We start from the raw sequence: 22,936 nt of genomic DNA, 5'->3' as shown, positions 1-22,936 counted from the left end.
GGGTGAACATCAGGAGGCGTCTGCAAAACTAGCCGGTAACGCAGGCTAATCTCATCGGGCGGGACGATAGTTGCGCCCGGCTTGTAGGATGCTGAGGTCTTAACGCACCCGTTTTTTTCTTCCGTGACCGCGACTATACTGCGCGACATGTGCCCCGATGATAAGAAGCCATGAAATCTCTGTTATTACTGTTATTACTTTGTACCTCGCTCGTCCATGCAGACGAGATTGGCAGCCAGTACAAAGAGCAGGCCGAAGCAGGCGATCCCCGCGCCCAGTACTACCTTGCCGATACGTACTTCAGCTCTGGCGATAGCCAACAGGCCGAACGCTGGGCTGAGAAAGCGGCTAAAGGGGGCGATATCGACGCGATGGGGCTGCTTTCACAAATCCTCTTTACCCGGGGCGAGTACACTCAAGCTAAAGCCCTCGCGCAACAGGCCACTATCGCGGGCAGCAAACGGGGAGCCATCATGCTGGCACGCGTGCTGGTGAACACTCAGGCGGGCAAGACCGATTATCCTCAGGCCATTGGACTGCTGCAGACGGCTACCCAGGACAGTGATAGTGACTCCGCGGTCGATGCACAACTCCTGCTGGGGCTGGTTTATGCCAATGGCGTTGAAGTCGCCCAGGACGATGCCACAGCGGCTTCGTGGTTCAAGCGAAGCTCGTCCCTGACACGTACCGGTTATGCAGAGTATTGGGCTGGCATGCTGTTCCAGCAGGGCGAGAAAGGCTTTATCACCCCCAATAAACAGAAAGCGCTGTACTGGTTAAACCTGAGCTGTAGCGAAGGGTTTGATACCGGGTGTGAGGAATTTGATGCGTTGAGCGGGGAATAATGTCCCCCTCTTCCCACAGGAAAGAGGGGGCAGTTAACATTACTGATCTGCCGTCTTATCAAAACGACCCAGCACGTCACGTTCATACGCCAGCGCTTTTTTACGGTCGAATTTATGTTCCCACTTGGCGATAACTAGCACCGCCAGGGCGTTACCCACCACGTTCAGCGCCGTACGTGCCATATCAAGGATACGGTCAACACCAGCGATAAACGCCAGCCCTTCCAGTGGAATACCGACGCTGCCAAGCGTCGCCAGCAGTACAACAAAGGATACCCCCGGCACGCCTGCAATACCTTTTGATGTCACCATCAGGGTCAGCACCAGTACAATTTCCTGCCACAGCGACAGGTCAATGCCGTACAGCTGAGCAATAAAGATTGCCGCGATACTTTGGTACAGCGTCGAACCATCAAGGTTAAACGAGTAACCCGTAGGCACCACGAAGCTGGTAATTGAAGCCGGAGCGCCATAGGCCTCCATCTTCTCGATAATACGCGGCAGAACGCTCTCAGAACTTGCCGTAGAGTACGCCAGGATCAGCTCATCTTTCAGGATGCGAATAAGGATCCAGATGCTCAATCCACACAAGCGCGCCACAATGCCCAGCACCACCAGCGCGAAGAACAAGATCGCGAAGTGCACCAGAATCACCAGCTTCGCCAGCGGCCACAGAGAGGCAAAACCGAAGTTCGCCACGGTTACGGCGATCAGCGCAAACACCCCGACAGGCGCATAACGCATCACCATGTGGGTCACTTTGAACATGGTTTCGGAGATAGAGCGGAACACGGTCACCAGCGGTTCTCGGTGCGTCGCGGGCAGAGAAGAGAGCCCCAGACCAAACAACACCGAGAAGAAGATAATCGGCAGCATCTCACCCCTCGCCATAGACGCCACGATATTGGTCGGCACCAGGGACAAAATGGTACCCATCAGGCCATGCGCGTGGCTCTGCACGTCGGCGGTAGTGCTTTGGTATTTCGAAATATCCACCGTCGCCAGTTGCGACATATCAATCCCTGCGCCTGGCTGGAACAGGTTTGCCAGGGTAATGCCGAGGATAATGGCAATTGTGGTGATCACTTCGAAATAGATAATGGTCTTCGCGCCTATGCGGCCTAACTGCTTCGCATCGCCGACGCCTGCAATTCCGACCACCAGCGTCGAGATAACAATCGGTACCACAATCATCTTGATCAGATGAATAAAGATATCGCCTGCCGGAGAGAGCAGGTTCACGATCAGCCATTCGCGGCTGTCGCTATGATAATGGAGATAACTGCCCAGCAAGATGCCCAGCACAAGGGCGATTAAAATTTGCCAGGCGAGGCTGACTTTAACGTTTTTCATAAAAACTGACTTCCTCAATGAAGCGCCCTGTTTATGCAAACTGCCAGAACAGGGGGCCATACTGAAAGGGTATGAATTGTGTTGCGTTGGTTTATGGGATTTTTTAACGCGGCGTATGAGTATCATTTGCACGGCATGCTGCGCAAGCCTTAAAGAACGAGGCGTTTCACTCAAAAAAGCCTCTATGACGCTAGTTTGTAATAATTCTTATAAATAACCTTTTGTTATAAAAACGCTTTTTTCCGCTCATTTGTGAATAATCCCTACCCTAAATTATTTTCCTTCAATGTTTCATTCGCTCATTTTTCAACCTGTTCAATTAATGCGTGATCTGTAGCCCAAATAGTAAACAAAGCTTGTAAAGCCCCTACTATTAACGTTTTTGAGACATATTATTAACATCTTACAAGGAGAAAAAAAGCCATGAGCCAAATTCACAAACACGATATTCCCGTAAACATTGCGGACCGTTGCCTGATATCCCCAGAGCAGTACCACGAGAAGTACCAGCAATCCATCACCAGCCCGGATCTATTCTGGGGTGAGCAAGGCCACATTCTTGATTGGATCACCCCGTATAATACGGTGAAAAACACCTCCTTTGCGCCGGGTAACGTCTCTATCAAATGGTATGAGGACGGCACGCTGAACCTGGCGGCAAACTGCCTGGATCGTCATCTTGCCGAACGAGGCGATGAAACGGCTATCATCTGGGAAGGCGACGATGCCTCGGCGAGCAAACATATCACCTATAAAGCCCTGCACCGCGACGTGTGCCGCTTCGCCAACGTACTGCTGGCGCAGGGCATTAAAAAAGGCGACGTGGTAGCCATCTATATGCCAATGGTGCCAGAAGCGGCGGTGGCCATGCTGGCCTGCGCGCGCATCGGGGCGATTCACTCCGTTATTTTTGGCGGCTTCTCACCCGAAGCGGTTGCCGGGCGTATTGTCGATTCCAGCTCTAAGCTTGTGATCACCGCCGACGAAGGCATACGCGCTGGTCGCGGCATTCCGCTAAAGAAAAACGTCGACGACGCGCTGAAGAATCCCAACGTCACCACCATCAGCAATGTCATCGTCCTTAAGCGTACCGGTGGCAACATCGACTGGACGGAGGGCCGAGACTTGTGGTGGAGCGATTTGATTGAAGACGCGAGCGACCAGCATCAGCCAGAAGAGATGAACGCGGAAGACCCGCTGTTTATCCTTTATACCTCAGGATCCACCGGCAAACCGAAAGGCGTACTGCACACCACTGGCGGCTATCTGGTCTATGCGGCCACCACCTTTAAATATGCCTTCGACTACCATCCAGGCGATATCTACTGGTGCACCGCCGACGTGGGCTGGGTCACCGGTCACAGCTATCTGCTGTATGGCCCGCTGGCCTGCGGCGCGACCACGCTGATGTTCGAAGGCGTACCCAACTGGCCGACCCCGGCACGGATGTGTCAGGTGGTCGACAAACACCGGGTTAACATTCTCTATACCGCACCAACGGCGATCCGCGCCCTGATGGCCGAAGGCGACAAAGCCATTGAAGGAACAGTCCGTTCTTCCCTGCGCATCCTCGGCTCCGTCGGCGAGCCAATCAATCCGGAAGCCTGGGAGTGGTACTGGAAGAAAATCGGCAATGAGAAATGTCCGGTGATTGATACCTGGTGGCAGACCGAAACCGGCGGATTCATGATTACGCCGCTTCCGGGGGCAACTCAGTTGAAGGCCGGGTCGGCAACGAACCCGTTCTTCGGCGTACAGCCTGCGCTGGTAGATAACGAAGGCAACCCGCTGGAAGGCGCTACCGAGGGCAATCTGGTTATTACAGACTCATGGCCTGGTCAGGCGCGCACGCTGTTTGGCGACCATGAGCGCTTTGAGCAAACCTACTTCTCAACCTTTAAAAACATGTACTTCAGCGGTGACGGCGCCCGTCGTGATGAAGACGGGTATTACTGGATAACCGGACGCGTGGACGACGTGCTAAACGTGTCCGGCCACCGTCTGGGAACGGCTGAGATTGAATCCGCGCTGGTGTCGCATCCGAAGATTGCTGAAGCCGCCGTGGTGGGTATTCCACACAACATTAAGGGTCAGGCGATTTACGCCTACGTCACGTTGAACCATGGCGAAGACCCCTCCCCTGAACTCTACGCCGACGTACGCAACTGGGTACGTAAAGAGATTGGTCCGCTGGCTACCCCGGACGTGCTGCACTGGACTGATTCTCTGCCGAAAACCCGCTCCGGCAAAATTATGCGCCGTATCCTGCGCAAAATCGCAGCAGGTGATACCAGTAACCTCGGCGATACCTCAACGCTCGCCGATCCGGGTGTGGTGGAAAAACTGCTCGAAGAGAAGCAGGCCATCGCTATGCCATCGTAATGTCCTCACCCTGACCCTCTCCCCTGTACGATCCGGGGAGAGGGAATAAAAATAAACCACCCTTACCTCTGGAGAACTCTGTGATGAATAACGATATTTGTCAGCAGATAGAGAATAGCGCGCACTACAGGGAGCTCGTCGAAAAACGGCAACGGTTTGCCTTTACCCTTTCCATCATCATGCTGATTATCTACGTCGGCTTTATTTTGCTTATTGCCTTTGCGCCGCACTGGCTCGGCACTCCGCTACACGCAGGCACCAGCGTGACGCGCGGGATCCCTATTGGTATCGGCGTGATTGTGATTTCGTTTGTGCTAACCGGGGTATATGTCTGGCGTGCGAACGGCGAATTCGATCGTCTCAATAAAGCGGTACTGCGCGAGGTAAAAGTATCATGAAGCGAGTTCTGACGGCGCTGGCCGCCATACTGCCCTTTGCTGCCAATGCGGCCGATGCCATTACCGGCGAGGTGCAGCGCCAGCCCACTAACTGGCAGGCGATTATCATGTTCCTGATTTTCGTCGTGCTGACGCTGTACATCACGTACTGGGCGTCGAAACGCGTGCGCTCCCGTAACGATTACTACACTGCGGGCGGCAACATTACCGGTTTCCAGAACGGGCTGGCGATTGCGGGTGACTTTATGTCTGCGGCCTCGTTCCTCGGGATCTCCGCGCTGGTGTATACCTCGGGATACGATGGTCTGATCTACTCTCTCGGCTTCCTCGTCGGCTGGCCGATTATACTGTTCCTGATTGCCGAACGCCTGCGCAATCTGGGCCGTTATACCTTTGCCGACGTGGCATCCTATCGCCTGAAGCAAGGGCCGATCCGCATGCTCTCCGCCTGCGGGTCGCTGGTGGTGGTCGCACTGTATCTGATCGCACAGATGGTCGGCGCGGGTAAACTGATTGAATTGCTCTTTGGTCTGAACTACCACGTTGCGGTGGTGCTCGTGGGCGTGTTGATGGTGATGTACGTGCTATTTGGCGGCATGCTGGCGACCACCTGGGTGCAGATCATCAAAGCGGTATTGCTGCTGTTTGGAGCCAGCTTTATGGCCTTTATGGTGATGAAGCACGTCGGCTTTAGCTTTAATAATCTGTTTACCGAAGCGATGGCTGTCCACCCGAAAGGAGAGGCGATCATGAGCCCGGGCGGGCTGGTGAAAGACCCGATATCCGCACTCTCGCTCGGCCTGGGACTGATGTTTGGTACCGCGGGTCTGCCTCACATTCTGATGCGCTTCTTTACCGTGAGCGACGCGCGCGAAGCTCGTAAAAGTGTCTTCTACGCCACCGGTTTTATGGGTTACTTCTACATCCTGACCTTTATCATCGGCTTTGGCGCCATCATGCTGGTGGGCGCGAATCCGGCGTTTAAGGACGCGGCGGGCGCGCTGATTGGTGGGAATAACATGGCAGCAGTGCACCTGGCTGACGCGGTGGGCGGTAATCTGTTCCTCGGCTTTATCTCAGCCGTGGCTTTCGCCACCATCCTTGCGGTGGTCGCAGGTCTGACGCTGGCAGGGGCATCTGCGGTATCGCATGACCTGTATGCCAACGTATTCCGCAAAGGGGCAAGCGAACGTGATGAGCTGAGAGTCTCCAAAATTACCGTGCTGATACTGGGTGTGGTCGCCATTCTGCTGGGTATCCTGTTCGAGAAACAGAACATTGCCTTTATGGTGGGGCTGGCCTTCTCAATTGCGGCAAGCTGCAACTTCCCCATCATTTTGCTCTCCATGTACTGGTCAAAACTGACCACCCGTGGTGCAATGATTGGCGGCTGGCTGGGGCTACTGACAGCGGTGCTCCTGATGATCCTCGGCCCAACCATTTGGGTACAGATCCTCGGTCACGAGAAAGCTGTCTTCCCGTATGAGTACCCGGCGCTATTCTCCATCGCCGTGGCGTTTATCGGTATTTGGTTCTTCTCGGCCACCGATAACTCGCCGGAGGGTAATCTTGAGCGTGAGAAATTCCGCGCCCAGTTTATCCGCTCACAAACAGGTCTGGGCGTTGAGCAAGGCCGCGCGCACTGACCCGCTCCGCCTCCCCGGCCGTCAGGCCGGGGAGTTTAAAACATCACCCACGCCACCAGCGGCGCAACCAGCACCATTACCACGCCCGACAGCATCATCACCAGGCTTGCCACAACCCCTTCCTGCTGACCGAGTTCATAAGATCGTGCCGTGCCCGCACCGTGCGATGCCGCGCCAAATCCAGCCCCTTTCGCCATCCCTTCGCGGATCGATAAGCGCAGAAACAGCATATCGCCCACCGCCATGCCGAAAACCCCCGTCACCACCACGAACAATGCCACCAGGTCCGGCTGGCCGCCAAGCGGTTTGGCCGCCGCCAGCGCAAACGGCGTGGTCACCGAACGCACGGCCAGGCTGCGCTGAATTTCATCAGAAAGAGTAAACAAGCGCGCCAGCCAGACAGAACTGCACACCGCCACCACCGTGGCGGTAACGACGCCAGCGCTCAGCGACATCCAGTGTCGTTTGATAATTACGAGATTGTCATAAACGGGCACCGCAAACGCAATCGTTGCCGGGCCGAGCAGCCACAGCAGCCACAGCAGCCACAGCAGCCAGTGAGATTCACCCATATAGTTTTGCCAGGAGATATGGCCGAAAATCAGCATCAACACCAGCAGGAGCGGGGTGAAGACCAGCGGCATGAGCGGTAACGTATGAAAACGGCGATACAGACGCTTGTTAGCAAAGTAGATAGCCAGGGTGGCAACCAGGCACAGAACGCTAATCTGAAAATGAGTCATGCTTTTGCCTGCTGATTTCATACCGATAGACTTTATCCACCACCCAGGCGGTTGCCCCGAGGACCATCAGCGTGCTGAGCGCAATGACCGCGAAGATACGCCACCCATCCGCCATCAGTAGTTGCGCATAATTCACTACCGCGACCACCGCCGGAACGAAAAACAATAGCATCTCCGCCAGCAGCCAGCGCGCCCCCGCGCGTACCCAATTCAGGGGAATAACGCGACAGAGGATAAGGGCCAGCATCAGCACCATGCCCACCAGGTTGGCAGGCAGCGGCAAATGCAGCCAGCCGACAAGATATTGCGCGAAAACAAACAGTCCCGCATAAAGCAGGACCTGGACGGGTACCTGAAGTCGTTGCACAACGGCAGGCGTAACACGACCTAACGCCACGGCCATGGGGTTTTCCTCAAAATGAGACGAGGCGCCAGTATAGAGACCCTACGTAATGGACTGAAATGAATTAAAATTATCGAAGGTATAGTTTCGAGGAATAATCATGGACATAAGAACGTTGCGCTATTTTGTCGAGGTGGTTCGTCAGCAGAGTTTTACCCGCGCAGCGGAGAAGTTGTTTGTAACGCAACCGACCATCAGCAAGATGCTGAAAAACCTCGAAGATGAGCTCAACTGTACTCTGTTGATCCGCGACGGGCGTAAGCTTTTACTGACCGATACCGGACGCGTGGTCTTTGAACGTGGGCTGGCTATTCTTGCAGAGTTCCGTCAGCTGGAATCCGAGCTTGGCGACATTAATCACCTGACAAAAGGCATATTGCGCCTGGGCATCCCGCCGATGGTGGGAATGATGATGGCCGGGCCGATTAGCCTCTTTCGCCAGCGCTATCCCGGCGTTGAGCTGAAGATTTCCGAGTTTGGCGGCTTAACCGTGCAACAGGCCGTTACCAACGGCGAGCTGGACGTCGCCATGACGGCGCTCCCGGTGGAAGAAGAGAGCGGCCTGGCGGCTCTGCCGCTCTTTAGCCACCCGCTTTGTGTGCTGGTGCCGCGTTCCGGCGACTGGCTGACTGTAGACTCGGTAAAACCCGACCGGCTCGGCGAGCACCCTTTACTGATTTACAACGAAGATTTCGCGCTGAGCCGCCAGCTGATGGCGCTGTTTAATCACCATAACGTAAAGCCACGTGTTGCCGTGCGCAGCGGACAATGGGATTTTCTCGCGGCGATGGTGCAGGCGGGCGTGGGGATTGCCATTCTGCCTCAGCCGATTTGTGAACGGCTGGATAAAAATACCTTGCGCTGGATCCCGCTGGAGAGCCCGCTGCACTGGCAGTTAGGTATGATTTGGCGGAAAGGGGTTTACCTGTCGCACAGCGCGCAGGCGTGGTTGAAATGTTGTGAGGGGTTTAGTTTCCCCTCACCCTGGACCTTACCGCAGGGGTGAGGGGCACAAACAGCGTTACTGGTTCTCAATCAACAAGGCTTCCAGCAAATCCAAATCGTGTAGCAGTTTTTGCAGGGTCTCATTGCTTATCTGGCGCGTCGCACGCAGGTGATACAGCTCAGCACGTTCTGAACGTAGCGCTGCCAGGCGGAACCGGCGCTCCAGGTTTTCTGCGAGCATCGAACTTTCAGCATCATTGCGCCCGTCCGCACGACGACGCAAATTACCAATTACGCGCGAACTGACTTCCGTAAGTAGCTGATTATCAATATTCTCTTCAGCATCAGCGGCAAGCCGTTCCTCCATCTTCTGGATCGCCACAATCGCCACTTCAGCGGTAGCGGCACGTGCTATGCGTTCTTCCTTCTGCTGCTGCGTGTGGTCGCCCACCTCAATGTGCTGCAGCAAAATAGGGAGCATCACCACACCGACAAACAACGAGAACAGAATTACGCCTGCCGCCAGGAATACCAGCTCATAACGGGCCGGGAAGACATCGCCTGTCGGTAACAATAGCGGAATGGAGAGCACACCCGCGAGGGTGATCGCCCCACGAACCCCGGCGAAGGAAGCAATCAATAGCTCACGCGTTGTCCACGAACCGAACTCCATCGGCTTTTTCGTCAGGAAGCGCATGCTGAATTTCTTCATCGTCCACAACCAGCCAAAACGCACCAGCATCAGCGCCAGGTAGATCAAGACAATATCGGTGAATAGCATCCAGGTTTCGACGTTCGGGTCGGCTTCGGCCGCCACCAGCGAGGACTCCAGAATACCCGGCAACTGCAGGCCCAACAGCAGGAATACCATGCCGTTAAACACAAACTCCAGCATTGCCCAGGTACTGTTCGCACGCAGGCGCATCGCCAACGGCGCACGGCGCATCACGCCCGCACGGGTGATAGTCATACCGGCCGCAACCGCCGCCAGAATGCCAGACACGCCAATATGTTCGGCAATCAGATAAGAAGCAAACGGCAGCAAGAACAGCAGAACGATCTGCGTCGCCGGTTCATCGCCGCCCCAGCGGCTCAGGAAACCCAGTGAACGACCGTACAGCCAGCTCACCACGAAGCCCGCCAGGATACCGCCAATCGCCACCTTGAAGAATTCCAGGGTGGCCCCCCCAACGGTAAAGACCATCGTCCCCATCGCGACCGCGACGGCAAACTTCAGGGCGACCAGGCCAGAAGCGTCATTCATTAGCGCCTCTCCCTGCAAAATGCCCATGATTTTCTTCGGAATGCGGCCTTCCCCCACAATGCCAGACAGCGCCACGGCATCGGTTGGAGAGAGCACGGCGGCCAGCGCAAAGGCCGGAATCAACGGTATGCCCGGCACCGCCCAGTAGATCAGGAAACCAATCCCGACCACCGTCACCACAACGAGCGCCAGCGCGAGGCCGAAGATCTCCCGGCCATGCTCCAGGAATTCGCGCGTCGGCGTTTTCCAGCCATCGGCAAACAGCAGCGGCGGGATGAACAGCACGAGGAACAGTTCCGGGTCGAACTCAACGTGCAGGCCAAACGTGGGCCACGCCAGCAGCGCGCCGATGGCAATTTGCATTAATGGGAGGGGTAACTGGAAGGGCAGTACGCGTGTGACTACCCCGGATAGCGAGACCACAAGGGTCATGATGAGTATTGTGAAGAAAATTTCCATGCGTTCCCTGTTTGCTGTGTTACTTATTTACTACGGAAGGCGTCGTGCCTTTTATTCTATCGTCCAGAGAGTAACGCAAATGGCAACGATGTGTGTTCTGAAAATAAAAACGGGCAGCCAAAGCCACCCGTTTTCGCATCAAAGGTCAATTTAAATTGCCCAGCCGCCCGCGTAGAACGCCACCAGCGCGATAGCGATAATCACCGTGCCGATGTTGAGTTTGCGCCACTCACCGGAGACCAGACGACCGATCACCAGCGACGCAAAACCGATCATGATGCCGGTAACGATGTTACAGGTCAGCACGATAAATACTGCGGTGATCAGGCCAGACATGGCATCAACAAAGTCAGCAAAGTCGATTTTCGCCACGTTGCTCAGCATCAGCAGGCCGACGTACATCAGCGCTGGCGCAGTGGCGTAAGCTGGCACGAGGTAAGAGAGCGGTGAGAGGAACAAAATCAGCAGGAACAGCACCCCTACGGTGATCGCCGTCAGGCCGGTTTTGCCGCCTGCCGCCGTACCCGCTGCGGATTCAATGTACACTGCCGCCGGGGCAGCCCCCACCAGGCCTGAGAAGACGCTGCTCAGGGAGTCGGTGGTCAGCGCTTTGCCGCCATCGATAATCTGACCGTCTTTATCCAGCAGATTTGCCTGGCCGGCTACCGCGCGGATAGTCCCGGTAGCATCAAACACTGCGGTCATCACCAGCGCCAGCACGCTTGGCAGGATGACCGGGTTCAGGGCGCCCATGATATCCAGACTGCCAATCAGGGAGTTGCCCTGATCATCGCTCAGCGATGGCATAGCGAAAATACCGGAAAAATGCACGCCAGGATCGAAAATGAGGCCGACAAGGGATATACCGATGATGGTCAGCAGGATACCGCCCGGCACTTTCAGTTTTTCCAGGCCGATAATCACCGCCAGACCGATCAGGGACATAATGACCGGGAAGCTGGCGAAATGGCCCAGCGCAACCGGCAGGCCGTCCAGCGGGTTCTTCACCACCAGACCAACGCCATTGGCAGCAATCAGCAGCAGAAACAGGCCGATACCAATACCGGTACCGTGCGCCACGCCCTGCGGCAGGTTGCGTAAAATCCAGCTACGTATGCCGGTCGCAGAAATAATGGTGAACAGCACCCCCATCAGGAACACGGCACCAAGGGCGACCGGTACGCTGATGTGCTGACCCAGCACCAGGCTGAAAGCGGTAAAGGCAGTCAGGGAGATGGCACAGCCAATCGCCAGCGGCAGGTTCGCCCACAGGCCCATCACGATGGAACCAACACCCGCCACCAGGCAGGTGGCAACAAAGACGGCGGCAGGCGGGAAGCCCGCCTTGCCCAGCATGCCTGGCACAACAATGACGGAGTAGACCATCGCCAGAAACGTTGTCAGACCAGCAACAACCTCCTGGCGCACGGTGCTACCGCGAGCAGAAATTTTAAACATGGCGTCAAGTGAACCGCCATTACGCGCAGATGGCGTAGACATAGAAAACATCCCCTGAGAGTTTTTATAGAAAGTCCGTAAGCGTGGTGGAGACTCCACTGCCAGCAAAACGTCAGATCCTTGTGCTGCGTTTGCGACGAAAGGGCGTCACAAAAAAAGCAAACGTTTAGCTCCGCACTTGCAAAACGGGTGGTAAATTTAAGGCAAACGATTATCTAGCCTAATACCCGCCCTTTTCAACTGAACTTTCTCATTTTTCACTAAAATTACCTTATGACGCTGAAGAATAAAGCAGAGGATGCGCAAACGTTATCGTCGATGCGCAATTTCGTTACACTTGACCCTTACCCGGGGAGACTTAACGGCCCGCCCTGTTCGAGCGTTCTCCGCCAGCCCGGACTGCTCTCAACCTTTTCCTTCCAGGCCTGGGTATGCGGCAAATTATCGATACCGCCACGGGTCAGTAGCGCAAATATCGGAAAACTCATCTGAATGTCAGCCATGCTGAGTGAATCACCGGCGAACCAGCTGTTTCGTGAAAGATGTGATTCGATAAAACGTGCATGTGCCTCGATCTGCCGGTTGAGATAGGCCTTTTGTACGCCCTGCCCGAGCGCTTTACCCAGCGTTCTGATACCAAAGGGAACGGGGGGCTTGCCCAGACTGTTGAACACCAGCTTCATTAACAGCAGCGGCATCAGTGAACCTTCTGCGTAATGCAACCAGAAGCGGTACTGCACCTTATGGGCGGGCTCTAACGGTTTTAGCCGTGAACCTGGATCGTAGGTTTCCTGAAGATATTCCAGAATTGCTCCCGACTCCGCGAGGATCAGCCCGTTGTCTTCAAGAACCGGCGATTTTCCTAATGGATGCACTTTTTTCAGGGATTCAGGGGCAAGCATGGTTTTTTCACGCTGATAGTGAACTATTTCATAGGTAAGGGAAAGCTCTTCCAGTGCCCAAATAACCCGGTGCGATCGCGACTGGTTAAGGTGGTGTAACGTGAGCATGTCTATCTCCTGTGATTCATACATATTAACTATAGAAAATCGAACAACATCGCGAAAAAATTTTGCCTAAATAAGCGCCAGTCAGGCTGGCAAAATTCAGGGTAGAACATAGAATTAAAGTGTCAGCACAAGCCGGAACCTTCTCAACCAGCTCGACACAAGGGGTGCTGATGTCAGGGGAAACCCTCCCGTGAACCAGCGGGATAGACAGAAAGACCGGGAATAAACTAAAGCGCCTAAGTCTGGCGCTTTAGTTTTTTAGCCATTTGACGCCGGATAGCACCTACTCACTCCTCCCCCAGCAGCCGTGCGCCCGTCCCCTGCTCGCCCAGCCTGTCTCCCGGGTTACGCAATGGACAATCGCTGCGTGATAAACAGCCGCATCCGATACAACCATCCAGCTCGTCACGCAGCGCCTCCAGCGTATGGATGCGTCTGTCGAGCTCTTCACGCCACTGGGACGAAAGGTGTTTCCACTCTTTCGGGCTTAACGTATGCCCTTCTGGCAGCACGCCGAACGCATCGCCAATCGTGGCCAGGGGAATACCGATACGTTGCGCAATTTTGATAATCGCAACATAGCGGAGGACATCGCGCGTGTAGCGCCGCTGGTTTCCGCCATTGCGGATGCTCTTAATTAACCCTTTGCTTTCATAGAAATGGAGCGCTGATACCGCCACACCGCTTCGTTTTGCTACTTCGCCGGGCGTTAAAAGCGCTTTTATTCGCGGCAATCTCTTTTCCATAAAACCCCTTTACCTCAAGTTAACTTGAGGAATTATACTCCCCCACAGAGAAAACGACGAATCAACAAAGATAGTTGTATCCACAGAGGGGCAACCTTATGTCGCATCAGCAAATTATTCAGACACTTATTGAATGGATTGATGAACATATCGACCAACCGTTAAACATTGATGTGGTCGCTAAAAAATCGGGCTATTCGAAATGGTACCTTCAGCGGATGTTCCGCACCGTTATGCATCAGACGCTGGGTGAGTACATACGCCAGCGCAGACTGCTGCTGGCGGCTCAGGCGCTACGCTCAACGCAACGGCCGATTTTTGATATCGCAATGGATCTCGGTTATGTGTCGCAACAAACCTTTTCCCGCGTGTTTCGCCGCGAGTTCGACCGCACGCCGAGCGATTACCGCCACCAGTTGAATTAACGCCAATCAGCGTGAAGGTTGCTGCTGCCAGGTCATAAATTCTTGCGGCGGCATTGCTTTCGCGAAGTGCCATCCCTGACAGTACTGTACGCCACGCTTGAGTAACCAGCTCACCTGCTCCGCCGTCTCAACGCCTTCCGCAATGGTATTAAGCCGCAGGCTCTGCGCCATCTCGATGATATGCTCGGCAATAAGATGGCTGGTACTGTTGGTGGTTAAGGTATCAACAAAGGATTTATCGATTTTGAGAATATCGACGTTCAGCGAATAGAGATTGTGCAGGTTGGAATACCCTGTTCCAAAATCATCAATCGCTACTTCATAGCCAGCCTGGCGAAAAGCCTGAATGACGGGCGTCGTTTTAGGCACATCGATAAATCCCCGTTCCGTCACTTCGATTTTGATTTGCTGTGCGCTCACGCTGTAGAACCGGGCTTTGTCGGAAATCATGGCGATCAGGCGCGAGGAGTGGAAATCGGTGGCCGACAGGTTAATTGAGATATAGAGATGCGGAGTGATCGCCAGGAAATGACCAAGATCGCTGAACACCTCTTGCACCACGTAATCGGTTATTCGCTCACTCATGCCCTCTTTTTCTGCCAGCGGAATAAATTCCACTGGGCTCATCACCGGCTGTCCGTTAAATCCCGGCCAGCGCAACAGCGCCTCGGCCCCCACGCACTGATTATTTTTGATATCGATAATGGGTTGATAGTGAACACAAAGCTGACGTTTATGTAGCGCCCGTTGTAGCAAACGTCCCGGGGAGTTGAGTTCACGCTGGGTACGCGACCACACCAGCAGAATGATGATGCTGCATATCATCCCTAGCGGCAGCATTAATGTTGCCTGGTGATAGAGAACGCCATAAAAGCGTTTGTCAGAAGTCGATACGATGGCAGCAATAGGACGTTTATCGGAATTGACGATCGTATAGAAACGGCCTTCTTTTTGAAATGATGGTTCCCTGTGTAGAATCATCGAATTTAATAAAGCAATATTGGCTTGCTGGCTAACGGAAAAAAATGCATTGGTCACTGTATCGTAAATGCCCCATGCCAGGGAGTGATCTGCCGACATCACCTCACTGTATGAAAGCGGGTTGACCACAACAACATAATTCCCACGCTGCATATATGTCATTTTATAGCCAGAAAAAAATGGCGTATCGCGATAATAATAGATTGCGACATCGGGTTTACGCGTGAAATTTGCGGCGGAAATAACGTAAGGCAGGTCCGGAGACTGTAGGGTTGAACAACGAAATTCCTGCCCTTCTGCATAAATTAAATCGGCGACGAACAGGCGAGCGCGAACAGCGTTCAACATATATTGACGATGTTTCGCAGTACAATGTTCACCCGTATATTTTTCGGCAGCATCACGCGCCAGATCAACCTGTTGTATTACCAACTCTGTTTTGCCTAAAGCCAGATCAGCGAATGTACGCAGCTGGGCACTTGTTTCCGACACGGCTCTTAGCTGGGCAAACCATAGGGCGAGCATCACCGGCAGTAAAACTACCATGATGATCCCTACTACCCTGAGCATCTTGCGCCGCGCGCTATGATTCATTTCCCGCCCTATATCCCTGCATTTTATACGCCTGTAGTAATGAAGGCCGGATGTTTTGATAAACAGGTGATTACGTTGCATGAATCATAAAAAGTTAGCAACTGACTTTTAGTATTAAAAATCTTAAAGTGAGTTATGACGATAATATTTTTCCGTAAGTTAAACTAAAAGTATTCGTTCCGTTTTTATTAAGGAATATATTTATCCAGATTAAGCAAGACGTTTTAAGATAGCGCAACAGAGGACCTTGATTTAGCCCAATTTCTGTCAGTATAAAAAAGCCACAAAATGAAGGTGAAATTTTAGCTATCTACTCGCAGGTATTTTAAGCGTTGATTATACCTCCGTGATTCTTGCTTTTCGCGTGCGCCTGACACAGAGCAGGCTTAACCGGCACGGTTCGGCCACGCAGCGCCCCTTGCCTTACGCAAGCTGCCTCAGGCCTGAAGGATATATTCTTCAGTTTACTAAAAAACAGTCTGGCGAATAAAACAGCAACTGTGATACAGTTCACACATATCGTGTAACGAGAAACACTGTTTCATTCCAGTTAGTCTCTTTTGTTGAGGATGGATTTTATGGCAACCATTACCACCAGCATGGTACTCCTGCGCTGGCCACTGTTCAGTGCGGTTTTGATGTTTTTAGCCAGCACGCTAAACATACAGTTTCGTAAATCTGACTACGCGGGTCTTGCGGTAATCAGCACGCTGCTGGGTGTGGGCGCAGCGTGCTGGTTCGCGACAGGCCTGCTGGGCATCACGCTACTGGATATCGCTACCGTATGGGAAAATATCAAAGTCGTGATGGTCGAAGCCATGAGCCATACCCCACCGGACTGGCCGATGGTCATTACCTGAGAGACTCAGTGAAACGCGATGTTAAAAGCCTCCTTTGCGTACTGCTCAGCAAAAGATAGCCAAAATAACCGAGACATTTACGAAAGAGTTCATGGAATACATGTGCTCTTTTTTGTTTTCTGCTAACGCAATCCCCAGGCGGCCAGCGTAAGCATAATAAAAGAAGTAACGTTAACTAGCCGGTAGCACCGGCCTGTTTTTTGGCTGTGTCGATTATGCTTTGCAGCGCCTCAACCGACAATGGTCTGGATTCATTCGACCTGTGCACCATCGTGTGACAATTAGGGCACTGAGGAACCCTATCCCTGACCGGATCTATTTTATAGCCCTCGCCAATAGTTTTCAGGGGGGGGGGTGATATGGTGGACGTCTAATAGACGTAGAGTAGAGGAGGGCGCTCACTTCGGGAGCCAGAAGATAAGCAGGAGTGGCACCGGTGGAGGTGGCCATGCGTCGTAATGCTACCGCGGTCGCAAAATCTACGCCCGGGGCGATCGGTAATAACGAAACGCGTTCTGGTGAGTTCTGCAGGGGAATGACGTTGTTCATTAGTTATTTTTCACGTAGCGCACGCACTGTTTATGGATGGATCTTCCTCGAAGATGGTTGCTGGCAATAACTTTCTACAATTCAATTTCTCACCGTATTTATTAATTATTAGAAAGTTGATTAAATAATAAATTAAACTTGTTGATGGAGATAATTTATGGGTGTTTGTTCTGCTTCAGTGTTTTTACCAGCCAGCATAAGTATCCAGACAATACATGAGACAAAAATGCCTGATAGTTTCTCGAAACTGGACTCATCGGGAAAAATTAAATATTTTTCTTCAATAATCATATTGATGATGCAATGCATTCTTAAGCTTTGCTAACCTCAACCGGACATATCCAGAGAAGAAGTCGAAGACACTTTTTTTCAGCTTAAAGAATCGCGGCGCCAGGGCACAAAAACAACGTTATTATTGAAGCAAACAGTTCGTTAGATAAGTGCTTCTACCGTATCACAAATAAAAATGGAGGCGATTTTCTTTCCATTTTTATTGGGGCTAATAAAACTTAGGGTTTCTGTCATCCCCGATGTGTACCACCGGATAGAGTTCGCGGGAGACCTTATCCGAAAGCAGACGGGCACTGGCCAACGGGATCACCATGCGCCGGCCTGGAGTATCGATGATGTCGCTCTGCACATCCACAAACAGGCGGTAACGGCTCTCTCTTTTATAGGTGTAAACCTTAAACTGCATCTCACCAGTCCCTGTTTTCATCGGCAAAGGAGCCATTCACGTCAATAAACCGGGCGACCTCAGCCATCCCTTCCTGATTTTCAGCCAGCCAGTGTTCCGCGCGAAGACGTCGGGCCTCCTTCTGCATGGCGGTATTCACCAGGCCGGAAATATTTACGTCTGCGGATTTGAGTAACTGATAGCTGTCACTGTCTATAGTGACAGTAATACGCTGCTTCATTATAAGCCCCCACTAACATACTTATGATATGCACATCAGTATAGATGACAGGCATGCTGTGGTGATAGCTTAAAAAAGCATACTATTAATTACCCATAAGTTTTGTTATGCGATTTTACCATTATGTTATAATTTGCATTATTATAATAATCAGACATATAGTCACTAATTTAAATTACCTAAAGTCCGTTTCATGGTGTATAGCACCGGAGGGCGAGGGGAAAGTCAAACACAACATATGGGGTGACTTCTCGACGGGAGAGAGACAGCGACCACAAGATATGCCCTGTGGAGGCCACAGTGCGGCTCGGGAAGATCCGGACATACTTTTTTCAGATCTTCGGTTAGAAAGCCGAAGGAAAAATCATGCTTCGCGATTAAAATACAATATCATTACCAAAAATAATAAATAGCACTTTTCGCACCGAGTAATAGCACTAATTGATAAAAAGGGTATATTTGCGTCATTGGCTGCCTCGGATGGCCGTATGACCATCTATAAGGAGAATATGATGGGCACCAGTCTGATGGGACCGATCTTTACGGCGCTGCTTGCTGCTGCGGGGTTCTAGTTTTACGTGTTATCAGGTCTCCCGTGATCAGGTCCAGAAAGTCAGCAGGACTCGAGGATGTCCTGAGCAATATGGCCGCGCTGTTCGGACGAAAGAAACCTGCCCGGATACTTATTCATTAATGGTTTTTAACGAAGACTCCGGTGCTTTCAGATTCAGCGCCCCCATGATATTCAGGCGTGTGCGGCTGCCTGTTGTTTTTACTGCTTTTTTCTGGCCTTTGCGTATCCAGCCATAACTGATTTTAGTGGCCTGAATCGGATGGACAGCATCAATAAAAAGAACCGGTTCATCGCCTGCAGTGGCTTTCAGTTCCTCATAATATTCAATGAATTGACGTTGTTTCTTTTTACTGAATTGATAGGGGGCACCTGACGGTTTTTTAATATCGCGAGTGCGGTGAAATAAATACTAGCCAATTGCGACTCCGTTACAGAGCTACGTTGGGTACTACGGAGTGTCCGTTAGCATATTGGTTAATTACTTAATCAACTTAGGTAATCGCGTATTGCTTTGTATACAAAGGCATCCCGAAACCCACTATGAACTATCATTCAACCAATCAGGCTTAACCATATGGGAATTGCAATGGCTGGCGCAAAGTAAGTTATTTCCCCGCAACCAGCCTTTTCCTGACATGCTACACTCCCCTTCCTCTTTCGAGGTTCAAACCCATGACTGGGTAAGGATAAGCCAGGCTTGCACTACGCTCTCCAACAGCCTGTGATCAGCTCAGGGCATTGAGCTAATTACTTGATTTACAAAGCAAAATAGCAAATTTAGAACGGAATGTCGTCGTCGAAGTCCATTGGCGGTTCGTTAGACGGCGCCGGAGCAGACTGCTGCTGCGGGCGAGACTGCGCGCCGCCGCTGAACTGATTACCGCCTTGTGGCTGCTGAGGTTGACCCCAGCCGCCCTGCTGCTGGCTCTGACCGCCACCGGCCGGTGAGCCGCCGCCCTGACGACCACCCAGCATCTGCATGGTGCCGCCCACGTTCACCACCACTTCCGTCGTGTATTTCTCAGCGCCGGACTGATCGGTCCATTTGCGGGTACGCAGCTGGCCTTCGATATACACCTGAGAGCCTTTACGCAGGTATTCACCGGCCACTTCCGCCAGTTTGCCAAACAGCACAACACGGTGCCATTCGGTCTGCTCTTTCATCTCACCGGTCGCTTTATCACGCCAGGATTCGGAAGTAGCCAGCGTAATGTTGGCAACTGCGCCACCACTCGGCATGTAGCGTACTTCCGGGTCCTGGCCCAGATTACCGACGAGAATCACCTTGTTTACGCCTCTGCTGGCCATGTTCGTGTCTCCTGAATACGTTTCTTAATAGTGTAAACGCGCGAGTGTACCATTTCCATGCTGCAATTTGCATAGTTGCGTAGCAGCTTCAGAAATCTATCGCGAACTCGACATTGTTACACAACGAATCAGAAAATGCATTCCAATACTGTATATTCAAACAGGTCAAATTGTGTCATAATTAGCCGTTTCAGACAGCCGTTTGTCCTTCAAACAAACCAGGCAATCCGTGTTCCAACCGGGAAAGGTGAATGGATAAGATCGAAGTTCGGGGCGCCCGCACCCACAATCTCAAGAATATCAACCTCATAATCCCTCGCGACAAGCTCATTGTCGTGACCGGGCTTTCGGGGTCTGGCAAATCTTCACTGGCTTTCGACACCTTGTATGCCGAAGGACAGCGTCGTTACGTGGAATCGCTTTCGGCGTACGCGCGTCAGTTCCTGTCACTGATGGAAAAACCGGATGTAGACCATATCGAAGGGTTATCCCCTGCTATCTCTATTGAGCAGAAATCCACGTCGCATAACCCGCGTTCAACGGTCGGTACCATTACCGAAATACACGACTACCTGCGTCTGCTGTATGCGCGCGTGGGTGAGCCGCGCTGCCCGGATCACGAGGTCCCACTGGCAGCGCAGACCGTGAGCCAGATGGTGGATAACGTGCTGTCGCAGCCGGAAGGCAAACGCCTGATGCTGCTGGCTCCCATCATTAAAGAGCGCAAAGGTGAACACACTAAAACGCTGGAGAATCTGGCAAGCCAGGGCTATATCCGCGCCCGTATTGATGGCGAAGTGTGCGACCTGTCAGATCCGCCAAAACTTGAACTACAGAAGAAACACACCATCGAAGTGGTGATTGACCGCTTTAAGGTACGTGACGATTTGGCGACGCGTCTGGCTGAATCTTTTGAAACGGCGCTGGAGCTCTCCGGCGGTACGGCGGTGGTCTCCGATATGGATGACCCGAAAGCGGAAGAGTTGCTCTTCTCCGCCAACTTTGCCTGCCCGGTGTGCGGCTACAGCATGCGCGAACTGGAGCCACGTCTGTTCTCGTTTAACAACCCGGCAGGGGCGTGCCCGACGTGTGACGGTCTGGGCGTTCAGCAGTATTTTGACCCGGACCGCGTGATACAAAACCCGGAACTGTCGCTGGCCGGCGGCGCAATCCGCGGTTGGGATCGCCGCAACTTCTATTACTTTCAGATGCTGAAGTCGCTGGCAGAGCACTATAAATTCGATGTCGACGCACCGTGGGCCAGCCTGAGCCAGAATGTGCACAAAGTAGTGCTCTTTGGTTCCGGTAAAGAGAACATCGAATTCAAATACATGAACGATCGCGGTGATACTTCCGTGCGCCGCCACCCGTTCGAAGGGGTGCTGCACAATATGGAGCGCCGCTACAAAGAGACGGAATCCAGCGCGGTGCGCGAGGAGCTGGCGAAGTTCATCAGTAACCGTTCCTGCACCACCTGTGAGGGCACGCGTCTGCGTCGCGAAGCGCGCCACGTGTTTGTTGAAAATACGGCGCTGCCGACCATCTCAGACATGAGCATCGGTCACGCGATGGATTTCTTCAACAACCTGAAGCTCTCCGGACAGCGTGCGCAAATCGCGGAGAAAGTGCTGAAAGAGATTGGCGATCGCCTCAAGTTCCTGGTGAATGTTGGCCTGAACTACCTGACGCTTTCCCGCTCGGCAGAAACGCTCTCCGGCGGTGAAGCGCAGCGTATTCGCCTGGCCAGCCAGATCGGCGCGGGCTTGGTGGGCGTGATGTACGTGCTTGATGAGCCGTCTATTGGCCTGCATCAGCGCGACAACGAGCGTCTGCTCGGCACGCTGGTTCATCTGCGCGACCTCGGTAATACGGTGATTGTGGTTGAGCACGACGAAGATGCGATCCGCGCCGCGGACCACGTGATCGATATCGGCCCAGGCGCTGGCGTGCACGGCGGCCAGGTGGTTGCGGAAGGGACGCTGAAAGACATTATGGCGGTGCCAGACTCCCTGACCGGCCAGTTTATGAGCGGCAAGCGTAAAATTGAAGTGCCGAAACAACGCGTAGCGGCGAATCCGGAAAAAGTGCTGAAGCTGACGGGCGCACGCGGCAACAACCTGAAAGACGTGACCCTGACGCTTCCGGTAGGCCTGTTTACCTGTATAACCGGGGTTTCTGGTTCCGGTAAATCGACGCTTATCAACGATACGCTGTTCCCGCTTGCTCAGACGCAGTTGAACGGTGCGACACTCGCAGAGCCTGCACCGTACCGTGATATCCACGGGCTGGAACATTTCGATAAGGTTATCGATATCGACCAAAGCCCGATTGGGCGCACCCCACGCTCCAACCCGGCGACCTATACCGGCGTATTTACGCCTGTACGTGAACTTTTTGCCGGCGTACCGGAATCACGTTCACGCGGATATACGCCAGGACGTTTCAGTTTTAACGTTCGCGGCGGCCGCTGCGAAGCCTGTCAGGGCGACGGTGTTATTAAAGTTGAGATGCACTTCCTGCCGGATATTTACGTGCCGTGCGACCAGTGCAAAGGCAAACGCTATAACCGCGAAACGCTGGAGATTAAGTACAAAGGCAAGACCATCCACGAAGTGCTGGATATGACCATCGAAGAGGCGCGCGAGTTCTTTGATGCCGTCCCGGCGCTGGCACGTAAGCTGCAAACGCTTATGGACGTAGGCCTGACCTATATTCGCCTCGGACAGTCCGCGACCACGCTTTCCGGTGGGGAAGCCCAGCGCGTGAAGCTGGCGCGTGAACTCTCTAAACGCGGAACGGGGCAAACGCTGTATATTCTGGATGAGCCCACGACCGGTCTGCATTTTGCCGACATCCAGCAGTTGCTCGAGGTTCTGCACCAGTTGCGCGATCAGGGCAACACTATTGTAGTGATTGAACACAACCTTGACGTGATCAAGACCGCGGACTGGATTGTCGATCTTGGCCCGGAAGGCGGGAGCGGCGGCGGTGAAATCCTCGTCTCCGGTACGCCAGAGACCGTTGCCGGGTGCGAAGCCTCGCACACCGCGCGCTTCCTCAAGCCGTTACTGTAATT

General features: G+C 53.1%; 18 protein-coding genes and 3 pseudogenes. 8 read left to right on the top strand and 13 right to left on the bottom strand.

Annotated elements, in window-relative coordinates:
• Positions 1-170 precede the first annotated feature (170 nt).
• Positions 171-845, top strand: a complete 675-nt coding sequence (locus NL510_RS02035; RefSeq protein WP_253381184.1) for a tetratricopeptide repeat protein — start codon at positions 171-173, stop codon at positions 843-845.
• 39 nt (positions 846-884) lie between these two features.
• Here NL510_RS02035 and gltP read toward each other — a convergent pair whose 3' ends face one another.
• Complete coding sequence (gltP, locus tag NL510_RS02030; protein ID WP_253381182.1) at positions 885-2,198, bottom strand: glutamate/aspartate:proton symporter GltP; 1,314 nt, start codon at positions 2,196-2,198, stop codon at positions 885-887.
• Between the two features lie 423 nt (positions 2,199-2,621).
• On the opposite strand from gltP, the gene acs reads away from it, so the two are divergent.
• The 3 genes from acs (at position 2,622) to actP (ending at position 6,624) form a co-directional block, all read left to right on the top strand.
• Positions 2,622-4,580 carry an acetate--CoA ligase gene (acs, locus tag NL510_RS02025; RefSeq protein WP_253381180.1) on the top strand — a complete coding sequence of 653 codons (1,959 nt, stop codon included), beginning with the start codon at positions 2,622-2,624 and terminating at the stop codon, positions 4,578-4,580.
• An 83-nt stretch (positions 4,581-4,663) separates the two neighbouring features.
• Positions 4,664-4,978 carry a DUF485 domain-containing protein gene (locus tag NL510_RS02020; protein ID WP_253384707.1) on the top strand — a complete coding sequence of 105 codons (315 nt, stop codon included), beginning with the start codon at positions 4,664-4,666 and terminating at the stop codon, positions 4,976-4,978.
• Positions 4,975-6,624 carry a cation/acetate symporter ActP gene (gene actP, locus NL510_RS02015; protein ID WP_253381178.1) on the top strand — a complete coding sequence of 550 codons (1,650 nt, stop codon included), beginning with the start codon at positions 4,975-4,977 and terminating at the stop codon, positions 6,622-6,624. Before NL510_RS02020 ends, actP begins: the two co-directional genes overlap by 4 nt.
• A 35-nt stretch (positions 6,625-6,659) precedes the next feature.
• Here actP and NL510_RS02010 read toward each other — a convergent pair whose 3' ends face one another.
• Both NL510_RS02010 and NL510_RS02005 read right to left on the bottom strand, forming a co-directional pair.
• Positions 6,660-7,367 (bottom strand): LrgB family protein, encoded by a 708-nt coding sequence (locus NL510_RS02010; RefSeq protein WP_253381176.1) that lies wholly within the window; start codon positions 7,365-7,367, stop codon positions 6,660-6,662.
• A complete protein-coding gene (locus NL510_RS02005) occupies positions 7,348-7,770 on the bottom strand; it encodes a CidA/LrgA family protein (RefSeq protein ID WP_253381175.1) in 423 nt (140 codons plus the stop codon). The genes NL510_RS02010 and NL510_RS02005 overlap by 20 nt, the downstream gene beginning before the upstream one ends.
• Positions 7,771-7,870: 100 nt before the next feature.
• Between NL510_RS02005 and NL510_RS02000 the strand changes: the two genes are divergently transcribed.
• Entirely contained in the window at positions 7,871-8,776 is a 906-nt protein-coding gene (locus NL510_RS02000) for a LysR family transcriptional regulator (RefSeq protein ID WP_253381173.1), read from the top strand.
• Positions 8,777-8,791: 15 nt separating this feature from the next.
• On the opposite strand, the gene NL510_RS01995 is transcribed toward NL510_RS02000, so the two are convergent.
• The 4 genes from NL510_RS01995 to soxR all read right to left on the bottom strand — a co-directional run bounded on the left by NL510_RS01995 (position 8,792) and on the right by soxR (position 13,652).
• Complete coding sequence (locus NL510_RS01995; protein WP_253381171.1) at positions 8,792-10,438, bottom strand: Na+/H+ antiporter; 1,647 nt, start codon at positions 10,436-10,438, stop codon at positions 8,792-8,794.
• 150 nt (positions 10,439-10,588) lie between these two features.
• Positions 10,589-11,938: a guanine/hypoxanthine transporter GhxP gene (ghxP, locus tag NL510_RS01990; RefSeq protein ID WP_253381169.1), complete on the bottom strand. Its 1,350-nt coding sequence runs from the start codon at positions 11,936-11,938 to the stop codon at positions 10,589-10,591.
• Between the two features lie 302 nt (positions 11,939-12,240).
• Entirely contained in the window at positions 12,241-12,906 is a 666-nt protein-coding gene (locus NL510_RS01985) for a glutathione S-transferase family protein (RefSeq protein ID WP_253381167.1), read from the bottom strand.
• Between the two features lie 287 nt (positions 12,907-13,193).
• Complete coding sequence (gene soxR, locus NL510_RS01980; protein ID WP_253381165.1) at positions 13,194-13,652, bottom strand: redox-sensitive transcriptional activator SoxR; 459 nt, start codon at positions 13,650-13,652, stop codon at positions 13,194-13,196.
• 98 nt (positions 13,653-13,750) lie between these two features.
• Here soxR and soxS point away from each other — a divergent pair, with 98 nt between their 5' ends.
• Positions 13,751-14,077, top strand: a complete 327-nt coding sequence (gene soxS, locus NL510_RS01975; RefSeq protein ID WP_013095071.1) for a superoxide response transcriptional regulator SoxS — start codon at positions 13,751-13,753, stop codon at positions 14,075-14,077.
• A 6-nt stretch (positions 14,078-14,083) separates the two neighbouring features.
• Here soxS and NL510_RS01970 read toward each other — a convergent pair whose 3' ends face one another.
• Positions 14,084-15,652, bottom strand: a complete 1,569-nt coding sequence (locus NL510_RS01970; RefSeq protein WP_253381163.1) for a cyclic di-3',5'-guanosine monophosphate phosphodiesterase PdeC — start codon at positions 15,650-15,652, stop codon at positions 14,084-14,086.
• Positions 15,653-16,230: 578 nt separating this feature from the next.
• Here NL510_RS01970 and NL510_RS01965 point away from each other — a divergent pair.
• The gene (locus NL510_RS01965; RefSeq protein WP_253381161.1) at positions 16,231-16,512 is read left to right on the top strand and encodes a YjcB family protein; all 282 of its coding nucleotides are present in this window, start codon (positions 16,231-16,233) and stop codon (positions 16,510-16,512) included.
• Between the two features lie 384 nt (positions 16,513-16,896).
• Here NL510_RS01965 and NL510_RS01960 read toward each other — a convergent pair.
• From NL510_RS01960 to ssb1, 5 genes and pseudogenes are all read right to left on the bottom strand, one after another.
• Positions 16,897-17,061, bottom strand: a pseudogene (locus tag NL510_RS01960) (tyrosine-type recombinase/integrase); the annotation flags it as partial.
• A gap of 520 nt (positions 17,062-17,581) precedes the next feature.
• A pseudogene (locus NL510_RS01955) lies at positions 17,582-17,758 on the bottom strand (CcdB family protein); the annotation flags it as partial.
• Position 17,759: 1 nt separating this feature from the next.
• Positions 17,760-17,978: a type II toxin-antitoxin system antitoxin CcdA gene (gene ccdA / locus NL510_RS01950; protein ID WP_253381159.1), complete on the bottom strand. Its 219-nt coding sequence runs from the start codon at positions 17,976-17,978 to the stop codon at positions 17,760-17,762.
• A 716-nt stretch (positions 17,979-18,694) separates the two neighbouring features.
• Positions 18,695-18,934, bottom strand: a pseudogene (locus tag NL510_RS01945) (transposase); the annotation flags it as partial.
• 395 nt (positions 18,935-19,329) lie between these two features.
• On the bottom strand, positions 19,330-19,860 hold the full coding sequence (gene ssb1, locus NL510_RS01940; protein WP_253381157.1) for a single-stranded DNA-binding protein SSB1: 531 nt from the start codon (positions 19,858-19,860) through the stop codon (positions 19,330-19,332).
• Between the two features lie 251 nt (positions 19,861-20,111).
• Here ssb1 and uvrA point away from each other — a divergent pair, with 251 nt between their 5' ends.
• Complete coding sequence (uvrA, locus tag NL510_RS01935) at positions 20,112-22,934, top strand: excinuclease ABC subunit UvrA (RefSeq protein WP_253381155.1); 2,823 nt, start codon at positions 20,112-20,114, stop codon at positions 22,932-22,934.
• Positions 22,935-22,936 lie beyond the last annotated feature (2 nt).

Origin of the sequence: unidentified bacterial endosymbiont, from assembly GCF_918797525.1 — a bacterium.
Lineage (GTDB): Bacteria > Pseudomonadota > Gammaproteobacteria > Enterobacterales > Enterobacteriaceae > Enterobacter.
Note: the sequence above shows the minus strand (reverse complement) of the source record. Positions and strands in the feature narration are given on the sequence as shown.

Coding starts and splice junctions, on each gene's coding strand:
- NL510_RS02005 (WP_253381175.1), bottom strand. CDS start 7,770: ATGGCCGTGGCGTTAGGTCGTGTTACGCCTGCCGTTGTGCAACGACTT.
- actP (WP_253381178.1), top strand. CDS start 4,975: ATGAAGCGAGTTCTGACGGCGCTGGCCGCCATACTGCCCTTTGCTGCC.
- ssb1 (WP_253381157.1), bottom strand. CDS start 19,860: ATGGCCAGCAGAGGCGTAAACAAGGTGATTCTCGTCGGTAATCTGGGC.
- NL510_RS01970 (WP_253381163.1), bottom strand. CDS start 15,652: ATGAATCATAGCGCGCGGCGCAAGATGCTCAGGGTAGTAGGGATCATC.
- NL510_RS01995 (WP_253381171.1), bottom strand. CDS start 10,438: ATGGAAATTTTCTTCACAATACTCATCATGACCCTTGTGGTCTCGCTA.
- uvrA (WP_253381155.1), top strand. CDS start 20,112: ATGGATAAGATCGAAGTTCGGGGCGCCCGCACCCACAATCTCAAGAAT.
- NL510_RS01965 (WP_253381161.1), top strand. CDS start 16,231: ATGGCAACCATTACCACCAGCATGGTACTCCTGCGCTGGCCACTGTTC.
- ccdA (WP_253381159.1), bottom strand. CDS start 17,978: ATGAAGCAGCGTATTACTGTCACTATAGACAGTGACAGCTATCAGTTA.
- acs (WP_253381180.1), top strand. CDS start 2,622: ATGAGCCAAATTCACAAACACGATATTCCCGTAAACATTGCGGACCGT.
- NL510_RS02035 (WP_253381184.1), top strand. CDS start 171: ATGAAATCTCTGTTATTACTGTTATTACTTTGTACCTCGCTCGTCCAT.
- NL510_RS02010 (WP_253381176.1), bottom strand. CDS start 7,367: ATGACTCATTTTCAGATTAGCGTTCTGTGCCTGGTTGCCACCCTGGCT.
- ghxP (WP_253381169.1), bottom strand. CDS start 11,938: ATGTCTACGCCATCTGCGCGTAATGGCGGTTCACTTGACGCCATGTTT.
- gltP (WP_253381182.1), bottom strand. CDS start 2,198: ATGAAAAACGTTAAAGTCAGCCTCGCCTGGCAAATTTTAATCGCCCTT.
- soxR (WP_253381165.1), bottom strand. CDS start 13,652: ATGGAAAAGAGATTGCCGCGAATAAAAGCGCTTTTAACGCCCGGCGAA.
- NL510_RS02000 (WP_253381173.1), top strand. CDS start 7,871: ATGGACATAAGAACGTTGCGCTATTTTGTCGAGGTGGTTCGTCAGCAG.
- soxS (WP_013095071.1), top strand. CDS start 13,751: ATGTCGCATCAGCAAATTATTCAGACACTTATTGAATGGATTGATGAA.
- NL510_RS02020 (WP_253384707.1), top strand. CDS start 4,664: ATGAATAACGATATTTGTCAGCAGATAGAGAATAGCGCGCACTACAGG.
- NL510_RS01985 (WP_253381167.1), bottom strand. CDS start 12,906: ATGCTCACGTTACACCACCTTAACCAGTCGCGATCGCACCGGGTTATT.